The sequence below is a fragment of the Pseudomonas sp. DrBHI1 genome, from assembly GCF_002205115.1.
Lineage (GTDB): Bacteria > Pseudomonadota > Gammaproteobacteria > Pseudomonadales > Pseudomonadaceae > Aquipseudomonas > Aquipseudomonas mosselii.
The window spans coordinates 1-8,308 of the sequence record NZ_NIBE01000040.1 but is presented as its reverse complement, the minus strand read 5'-3'; the positions used below and the strand labels follow the sequence as shown (position 1 = coordinate 8,308).

General features: G+C 65.5%; 11 protein-coding genes. 8 read left to right on the top strand and 3 right to left on the bottom strand.

All coding sequences use genetic code 11. The annotated features are described in order from the left end of the window. Both phaC and CC207_RS06385 read left to right on the top strand, forming a co-directional pair. Nucleotides 1–1,671 (top strand): class II poly(R)-hydroxyalkanoic acid synthase (phaC, locus tag CC207_RS06390; protein ID WP_256582030.1); only part of this gene is annotated, 1,671 nt, incomplete at its 5' end. Between the two features lie 4 nt (nucleotides 1,672–1,675). Then, a complete protein-coding gene (locus tag CC207_RS06385; protein WP_028688366.1) occupies nucleotides 1,676–2,290 on the top strand; it encodes a TetR/AcrR family transcriptional regulator in 615 nt (204 codons plus the stop codon). Nucleotides 2,291–2,377: 87 nt separating this feature from the next. Here CC207_RS06385 and CC207_RS06380 read toward each other — a convergent pair whose 3' ends face one another. The 3 genes from CC207_RS06380 to CC207_RS06370 all read right to left on the bottom strand — a co-directional run bounded on the left by CC207_RS06380 (nucleotide 2,378) and on the right by CC207_RS06370 (nucleotide 4,002). Beyond that, nucleotides 2,378–3,109, bottom strand: coding sequence for a phasin family protein (locus tag CC207_RS06380; RefSeq protein ID WP_088851754.1), 732 nt, complete (start codon nucleotides 3,107–3,109; stop codon nucleotides 2,378–2,380). Nucleotides 3,110–3,119: 10 nt separating this feature from the next. Further along, a complete protein-coding gene (locus tag CC207_RS06375; RefSeq protein ID WP_028688368.1) occupies nucleotides 3,120–3,542 on the bottom strand; it encodes a phasin family protein in 423 nt (140 codons plus the stop codon). 184 nt (nucleotides 3,543–3,726) lie between these two features. Further along, entirely contained in the window at nucleotides 3,727–4,002 is a 276-nt protein-coding gene (locus CC207_RS06370) for a polyhydroxyalkanoic acid system family protein (RefSeq protein ID WP_028688369.1), read from the bottom strand. A 125-nt stretch (nucleotides 4,003–4,127) separates the two neighbouring features. Here CC207_RS06370 and ubiE point away from each other — a divergent pair, with 125 nt between their 5' ends. The 6 genes from ubiE to CC207_RS06340 form a co-directional block, all read left to right on the top strand. Continuing rightward, on the top strand, nucleotides 4,128–4,898 hold the full coding sequence (ubiE, locus tag CC207_RS06365) for a bifunctional demethylmenaquinone methyltransferase/2-methoxy-6-polyprenyl-1,4-benzoquinol methylase UbiE (protein WP_028688370.1): 771 nt from the start codon (nucleotides 4,128–4,130) through the stop codon (nucleotides 4,896–4,898). Beyond that, nucleotides 4,898–5,521, top strand: a complete 624-nt coding sequence (locus CC207_RS06360) for an SCP2 domain-containing protein (protein ID WP_062360242.1) — start codon at nucleotides 4,898–4,900, stop codon at nucleotides 5,519–5,521. Before ubiE ends, CC207_RS06360 begins: the two co-directional genes overlap by 1 nt. Beyond that, complete coding sequence (gene ubiB, locus CC207_RS06355; RefSeq protein WP_028688372.1) at nucleotides 5,518–7,131, top strand: ubiquinone biosynthesis regulatory protein kinase UbiB; 1,614 nt, start codon at nucleotides 5,518–5,520, stop codon at nucleotides 7,129–7,131. Before CC207_RS06360 ends, ubiB begins: the two co-directional genes overlap by 4 nt. A gap of 73 nt (nucleotides 7,132–7,204) precedes the next feature. Further along, entirely contained in the window at nucleotides 7,205–7,597 is a 393-nt protein-coding gene (gene hisI, locus CC207_RS06350) for a phosphoribosyl-AMP cyclohydrolase (protein WP_088851753.1), read from the top strand. A 1-nt stretch (nucleotide 7,598) separates the two neighbouring features. Further along, nucleotides 7,599–7,934, top strand: a complete 336-nt coding sequence (locus CC207_RS06345) for a phosphoribosyl-ATP diphosphatase (RefSeq protein WP_028688373.1) — start codon at nucleotides 7,599–7,601, stop codon at nucleotides 7,932–7,934. Between the two features lie 164 nt (nucleotides 7,935–8,098). Next, nucleotides 8,099–8,308: twin-arginine translocase TatA/TatE family subunit (locus CC207_RS06340; protein ID WP_088851766.1), on the top strand; the 210-nt coding region annotated here is incomplete at its 3' end.

Genomic DNA, 8,308 nt, shown 5'->3' with positions numbered 1-8,308 from the left:
CCGGCCAGAGGGATGACACCGGTCCCCGCCACGAGCATGAACGTGCAGAACGCCATCATCGGCCTGCGCGGTCGCGACCTGATCTCGACCCTGCGCCAGGTCGGCCGGATCGGCCTGCGCAACCCGCTGCACACCGCGCACCATCTGCTGAGCCTGGGCGGCCAGCTGGGCCGTGTGCTGATCGGTGACAGCGCCTATCAACCCCACCCCCGCGACGCGCGCTTCAGCGACCCGACTTGGAGCCAGAACCCGTTCTACCGTCGCGGCCTGCAGGCCTACCTGGCCTGGCAGAAGCAAACTCGCCTGTGGATCGAGGAAAGCAGCCTGACCGACGATGACCGCGCCCGGGCGCAGTTCCTGTTCAACCTGGTCAGCGACGCCTTCGCGCCGAGCAACTCGCTGCTCAACCCGCTGGCGATCAAGGAGCTGTTCAACACCGGCGGCCTGAGCCTGCTGCGCGGGGCCAGCCACCTGCTCGACGACCTGCGCCACAACGATGGCCTGCCGCGCCAGGTGGACGAACGGGCCTTCGAAGTCGGTGGCAACCTGGCCGCCACCCCCGGCGCGGTGGTGTTTCGCAACGAGCTGCTGGAACTGATCCAGTACAAGCCCATGAGCGAGAAACAGTACGCCCGGCCATTGCTGGTGGTACCGCCGCAGATCAACAAGTTCTACATCTTCGACCTCGGCCCGACCAACAGCTTCGTCCAGTACATGCTCAAGCAGGGCCTGCAGGTGTTCATGGTCAGCTGGCGCAACCCTGACCCGCGTCACCGCGAATGGGGCCTGTCCAGCTACGTGCAGGCCCTGGAGGAGGCGCTCAACGCCTGCCGCAGCATCAGCGGCAGCCGTGATCCCAACCTGATGGGCGCCTGCGCCGGCGGCCTGACCATGGCCGCCCTGCAGGGCCACCTGCAGGCCAAGAAGCAACTGCGCAAGGTGCGCAGCGCCACCTACCTGGTGAGCCTGCTCGACAGCCATTTCGACAGTCCCGCCAGCCTGTTCGCCGACGAGCAGACCATCGAGGCGGCCAAGCGCCGCTCGTACCAGCGCGGCGTGCTGGACGGCGGCGAAGTGGCGCGCATCTTCGCCTGGATGCGCCCCAACGACCTGATCTGGAACTACTGGGTCAACAACTACCTGATGGGCAAGACCCCGCCGGCGTTCGACATCCTCTACTGGAACGCCGACAACACCCGCCTGCCCGCCGCCCTGCACGGCGACCTGCTGGACTTCTTCAAGCTCAACCCGCTGACCTTCCCCGAAGGCCTGGAAGTGTGCGGTACACCTATCGACCTCAAGCAGGTCGGGCTGGACAGTTTCACCGTGGCCGGCAGCAACGACCACATCACTCCGTGGGACGCGGTCTACCGCTCGGCGCTGTTGCTCGGTGGCGACCGACGTTTCATCCTGGCCAACAGTGGGCATATCCAGAGCATCATCAACCCGCCCGGCAATCCCAAGGCCTACTACCTGGAAAACCCCAAGCTCTCCAGCGACCCGCGGGCCTGGTTCCACGATGCCCAACGGCGCGACGGCAGCTGGTGGCCGTTGTGGCGGGAATGGATCAGTGAGCGCTCCGGCACGCTGAAGGCGCCACGCGAGGAACTGGGCAACGCCACCTATCCACCGCTGGGCCCCGCGCCGGGCAGCTACGTATTGGCGCGCTGACCGGATGAAGACCCGCGACCGTATCCTTGAATGTGCCTTGCAGCTGTTCAACCGCCAGGGCGAGCCGAACGTCTCGACCTTGGAGATCGCCAATGAACTGGGGATCAGCCCCGGCAACCTGTACTACCACTTCCACGGCAAGGAGCCGCTGGTGATCGGCCTGTTCGAGCGTTTCGAAGAGGAGCTGATGCCACTGCTCGATCCGCCCCTGGATGTGCGCCTGGACGCCGAGGACTACTGGCTGTTCCTGCACCTGATCGTCGAGCGCATGGCCCAGTACCGCTTTTTGTTCCAGGACCTGTCCAACCTCACCGGGCGCCTGCCCAAGCTGGCGCGGGGCATGCGCAGCCTGATCAACGCCCTCAAGCGCACCCTGGCGGCGTTGCTGGCCAGCCTCAAGGGCCAGGGTCAGGTGACCAGTGAGACCCAGGCGCTGGGGCAACTGGTGGAGCAGATCACCCTGACCCTGATGTGCTCGCTGGACTACCAGCGGGTGCTGGGGCGCGAGGGCGATGTGGGGGTGGTGGTATACCAGGTGATGATGCTGGTGGCGCCGCATCTGCAGGCACCGGCGCGCAGGGCGGCGGAGCAGTTGGCGATGCGCTATCTGGAAGGCTGAAACGATCACGGGGCAAGCCCACCCCCACGCGTCCTGTGCAGGCTTCGTGGGAGCGGGCTTGCCCCGCGATCAGGGCGACGCGGTGTGTCAGGCCTGGGTGGCCGCGTTCACCGGTGCCGACGGCGTGCTGCTGGCCGGGGCCGCGCTCGGAGCCGGAGCCGCGGTGGCGGCGGGCGCCGGAGCGGCCGGCTTGGCTGCCGCAGGCTTGGTCGGAGTCGCTTTCTTCACGGCCGGCTTTTTGGCCGCAGTGGGTTTGGCCGCCGCTGGCTTGGCTGCCGGTTTAGCCGCCGCGGTTTTCGCCGCAGGCTTGGCCGCCGGTTTGGCCGCAGCGGTCTTGGCCGCAGGCTTGGCTGCCGCCTTGGCCAAGGGCTTGGCCGCGGTCTTGCTGGCACTGGCCTTGGAGATCGGGGTCACCGACGCGCCGGTCAGCTTCTCGATCTGCTTGGTCAGCGAGTCGACCTGCTGGTGCAGGGCCTTGATCTCATTGCGGCTGGGCACGCCCAGGCGCGAGATGGCGCTGTTCAAGCGCTTGTCGAAGGCCTCTTCCAGCTCGCTCCACTTGCCCAGCGCGCGGTCCTTCACGCCAGACACCCGGGAGTTGGTCGACGACTTGGCGCTTTCGGCCACGTCTTCGGCGGTTTTCTTCGCCTGCTTCTCAGCCTTTTCGCCATCCTTCACCAGCGAATCGAACAGCTTGGGACCGTCCTGGTCGATCTTGGAGTAGATACCCAGGCCAGCCAACCAGATCTTGCGGGAATACTTCTCGATTCCGCCGATCCAGGAACTGCCTTCTTTCTCGGTGTTCTTCTTGCCAGCCATCCTGCTCTCCTTATGGTTTGTGCGCGACGCGCTCGAGCAGCTCATGCAGCTGTTCAAGCTTGATGGACAACGCCTCAACGTCATGTTTAGACGGAATGCCGAGGCGATTCAAGGCGCGACCGACACGGGCGTCGAAGGCTTTCTCGATTTTGTCCAGCTGGACCTCGACCTTGCCGCGTACCCGGCTGACTTCCTGGGTGGCTTCGTCGAGATGGCCGTTGGCGGCTTCGATCTCTTTACCCAGGCGCTTCTTGCCGCGTTTTTCGACGCCTTCGCCGGCCTTCACCAGCTCCTTGAAGTAGTCGGAACCTTCCTGGCCGACGCGGGCGTAGGCACCGATGCCCGCCAGCCAGATCTTGCGGGCGTAGCCGCGCACCTCACCCAGGGTACTGCCTTGGGCGTCGTCTTTCTGCTTGAGATTCACTTTGGCCATGCTCTGCACCTCATGCTCGTTCAAGGGAGGGAGGAACTGCCCTGGGAGGCAGGGCTTGAGCGTGAAGGTAGGCGGAAAAATTAGAATCCTCACCCTAAGGTGGGCCGTATTGCCGCTTCAGGCCTGCTGGATGTAGGCGCGGCCTTGTGCCACGCCTACAAGGGATCGGGACGGTACGGGCGAATCAGGCCAGTGCCTTGTCCAGCGCCCGCTCGATCTCGCCCTTGATGCTGGCGCTCATCATCGACAGCATCATGCCCAGCTTCAGCTCGACGCGGATGGTGTCCTCGCCAATGTGCACGCTGCCATTGGCACCACTGCGCGTCACATCGACGCGGTCGCCGTTCCAGGTGGCCTTGAGGTCGTATTCGCGGCTGAGCCTGTCGACCAGCGCCTCGGCCTTGGCACGGGCGGCTTCACGGCCGAGGGAGTGTTTGCGTTCGACGCTGATCTGGGTCATGCGGGTGATCCTGGATATGAAGACATAATCGCCATTATGCCCGCCCCCTGTGCATGACACACCCCGCCAAGACAAATCCGCCCGCAGCCCCTAGAATGGCCGTAATTTTTTTCTGGTGAAGCGATATGACCGACCAGCGCAAAGGCGACCACGCCGAACCCACTACCCACTTCGGCTACCAGGATGTGCCCGAGAGCCAGAAGGCGAAGAAAGTCGCCGAGGTGTTCCACTCGGTGGCCGCCAAGTACGACCTGATGAACGACGTGCTGTCCGGCGGCATGCACCGCCTGTGGAAGCGCTTCACCATCGAGCTGTCCGGCGTGCGCAGCGGCAACCGGGTGCTGGACATCGCCGGTGGCACCGGCGACCTGGCCGCCAAGTTCTCGCGCCTGGTCGGCCCGACCGGCCAGGTGGTGCTGGCCGACATCAACGACTCGATGCTCAAGGTCGGCCGTGACCGCCTGCTCGACCGCGGCGTGGCCGGCAACATCGAGTTCGTCCAGGCCGACGCCGAGAAGCTGCCGTTCCCGGACAACCACTTCGACTGCGTGACCATCGCTTTCGGCCTGCGCAACGTGACCCACAAGGACGAAGCCATCCGTTCCATGCTGCGGGTGCTCAAGCCTGGTGGCCGCCTGTTGATCCTGGAGTTCTCCAAGCCGACCAACAAGTTGATGTCCAAGGCCTACGACGCCTATTCGTTCGCCTTCATGCCGCTGGCCGGCAAGCTGATCACCAACGACGCGGAAAGCTACCGCTACCTGGCCGAATCGATCCGCATGCACCCCGACCAGGAAACGCTCAAGAGCATGATGGTCGAGGCTGGCTTCGACCGCGTCACCTACCACAACATGACCAGCGGCATCGTCGCCGTGCACCGGGGGATCAAGCCCTGATGCTCCTGGCCGGCCTGCTCGCCAGCGCCGAGCACGGGCTCAACCGTGTCCTGCGCCTGGACAGCACCGCCCTCCCGCGCCTGGCGGCGCTGGAGGGCCGGGTGATCGAGATCGACTGCGTGCAGCCGGCCCTGAAGCTGTTCGTGCTGCCCGACGAGGAAGGCCTGATGCTCGCCGCCCACTGGGAGGGCGAGGTCGACTGCACCCTGCGTGCCCCCGCCGGGCGCCTGGCGCAGCTGGCCCTGGCCAAGGACAAGACCGCCGTACTGCACAGCCCCCAGGTCGAACTGCATGGCGACAGCGCCGTGCTGCTCGACCTGTTCGGCATCGTGCAAGACCTGGAGCTGGACTGGGAATACGAGCTGCAGCGCTGGCTGGGCCCGGTGCCCACCGCGCTGATCGCCGGCCACCTGCGCCTGCGCGCGCGCTGGACCCGCCAGGGTCTGGCCCGTTTCGGCGAGAACCTCTCCGAGTACCTGGCCGAGGAATCCCGCACCCTGGTCGGCAAACGCGAAGCCGAAGCGGCGTTCAGCGAGCTCGATGCGCTGAAAGTCGACATCGAACGTCTCGAGGCGCGCCTGCGCCGCCTCGCCCACACTCTTGATACCAGCGATAACGCATGAAGCTGCTCGCCGTCCGCCGTCTGTTGCGCATCCAGCGCGTCGTGATCCGCTACCGCCTCGATGACCTGCTGTTCGAACAGCCCCTGCTGCCCTGGTGGCTGGCCAGCCTGCGCCTGCTGATGCCCTGGCGCTGGCTGCCGCGCAAGCCCCTGGAGCTGAGCCGCGGCGCGCGCCTGCGCCTGGCGCTGCAGGACCTGGGGCCGATCTTCATCAAGTTCGGCCAGTTGCTCTCCACCCGCCGCGATCTGCTGCCCACCGACATCGCCGACGAGCTGATGCTGCTGCAGGACCGGGTACCGCCGTTCGACCCGCAGCACGCCGTGGCGCTGATCGAGGGACAGCTCGGGGCTAAGGTGGCCGAGGTGTTCAGCCGCTTCGACGTCGAGCCGCTGGCCTCGGCCTCGGTGGCCCAGGTCCACGCCGCGCGGCTCAAGAGCGGCGAGGAAGTGGTGGTCAAGGTGGTGCGCCCGGGCCTCAAGCCAGTCATCGCCCAGGACCTGGCTTGGCTGTTCCTGATCGCCAAGGCCGCCGAACGCGCCTCGGCCGATGCCCGTCGCCTGCACCCGGTGGAGATCGTCGGCGACTACGAGAAGACCATCTACGACGAGCTCGACCTGCTGCGCGAGGCGGCCAACGCCAGCCAGCTGCGGCGCAACTTCGAAGGCTCCGAGCTGATGTACGTGCCCCAGGTGTACTGGGACTTCTGCCGGCCCAAGGTGCTGGTGATGGAGCGGATCTACGGCGTACCGGTCACCGACATGGTCACGCTGGCGGACCAGCGCACCGACATGAAGATGCTCGCCGAGCGGGGTGTGGAAGTGTTCTTCACCCAGGTGTTCCGCGACAGCTTCTTCCACGCCGACATGCACCCGGGCAACATCTTCGTCAGCACGGTCAAGCCATGGAGCCCGCAGTACATCGCCATCGACTGCGGCATCGTCGGCAGCCTCACCGCCGAGGACCAGGACTACCTGGCCCGCAACCTGATCGCCTTCTTCAAGCGCGACTACCGCCGCGTGGCCCAGTTGCACATCGATTCGGGCTGGGTGCCGGCGCAGACCAAGGTCAACGAATTCGAGGCGGCGATCCGCACCGTGTGCGAGCCAATCTTCGAAAAGCCGTTGAAGGACATCTCCTTCGGCCAAGTGCTGATGCGCCTGTTCCAGACTGCCCGGCGCTTCAACATGGAAGTCCAGCCGCAGTTGGTGCTGCTGCAAAAGACCCTGCTGAATATCGAAGGCCTGGGCCGCCAGCTTTATCCCGACCTGGACCTGTGGAGCACCGCCAAGCCGTTCCTCGAACGCTGGATGCGCGAGCGCATGAGCCCGAAGGCGGTTATCGGCAACCTGTACAGCCAGGCCGAGCAGTTGCCGCACCTGGCCGACATGACCCGCGACCTGCTCGAGCGCCTGTCGCAACCGCACCTGCACGATGCGCAACTGCCCGAGCGACGCCGCGCCGGCGACAACTGGGCGCTGCGCCTGCTCGGTGCCGGCCTGCTCGGCGGCGGAGCGACGCTGGCCGCCGGCGCCGTCAGCCTCAGCGCCCCGGCCACCTGGCCGGCGTGGCTGATGCTGGCCGCGGGCCTGTACCTTATCGTGCGCCGATAGCCAGCCGCGCCGTCGGCTGGCACACTAGCGTACAGGGGCCCGGTACGGGAGCGGGCCTGGTTTGGAGTCGACGATGAAAGACTGGCTGGACGAGATCAAGTGGAACAGCGATGGCCTGGTGCCGGCGATCGCCCAGGACCACAAGACCGGGCGCGTGCTGATGATGGCCTGGATGAACCGTGAATCCCTCGCCCTGACCGCCGCCGAGCATCGCGCCATCTACTGGTCGCGCTCGCGGGGCAAGCTGTGGCGCAAGGGCGAAGAGTCGGGCCATGTGCAGAAACTGCATGAAATGCGCCTGGACTGCGACGCCGACGTGATCATCCTGATGGTCGAGCAACTGGGCCATATCGCCTGCCATACCGGCCGCGAAAGCTGCTTCTACCGCGTCCTCGAGGACGGCCAGTGGAAAACCGTCGACCCGGTCCTGAAGGATCCGAACGCCATCTACAGCGCAGGACACTGACATGAGCGACACCCTGAACCGCCTCGCCGAGGTGCTGGAAGAACGCAAGCACGCGGCGCCGGACAGCAGCTACGTGGCCAGCCTGTATCACAAGGGCCTGAACAAGATCCTCGAGAAGCTCGGCGAAGAGTCCATCGAGACCATCATCGCCGCCAAGGATGCCGCCGTCAGCAAGGATTACAGCGATGTCATCTATGAAACCGCAGACCTGTGGTTTCATAGCCTGGTCATGCTCAGCGCGCTGGGCCAGCATCCGCAGGCGGTGCTCGACGAGCTGGAGCGTCGGTTCGGATTGTCCGGGCATGATGAGAAGGCTGCGCGTCAGCCGTCTGCCTGAAGATTGCCGGGGGCGCGTTGCGCCCCTTTCCGACCGGTCCGACGCCTCGGCAAGGCCGCTCCTACAGGGGGCCGCGTCGCCTGAACGATTCGCTGAACCCTGTGATGGGCTGCAAGGCAGCCCCAGGGCCCGATAGACCGACACACATTTTTCAGGAGTACGAAATGGGTATTTTTGACTGGAAACACTGGATCGTCCTGCTGGTCGTCGTGGTGCTGGTGTTTGGCACCAAGAAACTGAAGAACTTCGGCAGCGACCTGGGCGAATCGATCAAGGGCTTTCGCAAGGCCATGAACGAAGAAGAAACCAAGCCCGCCGAGCAGAGCCCGCCGCCGGCCCAACCGGTTCCGCCGGTGCAGAACACCGCGCAGCAG

Bases quoted from the DNA above. Each gene is read 5' to 3' on its own strand.
- CC207_RS06385 (WP_028688366.1), top strand. From the start codon at position 1,676: ATGAAGACCCGCGACCGTATCCTTGAATGTGCCTTGCAGCTGTTCAAC.
- CC207_RS06380 (WP_088851754.1), bottom strand. From the start codon at position 3,109: ATGGCTGGCAAGAAGAACACCGAGAAAGAAGGCAGTTCCTGGATCGGC.
- CC207_RS06375 (WP_028688368.1), bottom strand. From the start codon at position 3,542: ATGGCCAAAGTGAATCTCAAGCAGAAAGACGACGCCCAAGGCAGTACC.
- CC207_RS06370 (WP_028688369.1), bottom strand. From the start codon at position 4,002: ATGACCCAGATCAGCGTCGAACGCAAACACTCCCTCGGCCGTGAAGCC.
- ubiE (WP_028688370.1), top strand. From the start codon at position 4,128: ATGACCGACCAGCGCAAAGGCGACCACGCCGAACCCACTACCCACTTC.
- CC207_RS06360 (WP_062360242.1), top strand. From the start codon at position 4,898: ATGCTCCTGGCCGGCCTGCTCGCCAGCGCCGAGCACGGGCTCAACCGT.
- ubiB (WP_028688372.1), top strand. From the start codon at position 5,518: ATGAAGCTGCTCGCCGTCCGCCGTCTGTTGCGCATCCAGCGCGTCGTG.
- hisI (WP_088851753.1), top strand. From the start codon at position 7,205: ATGAAAGACTGGCTGGACGAGATCAAGTGGAACAGCGATGGCCTGGTG.
- CC207_RS06345 (WP_028688373.1), top strand. From the start codon at position 7,599: ATGAGCGACACCCTGAACCGCCTCGCCGAGGTGCTGGAAGAACGCAAG.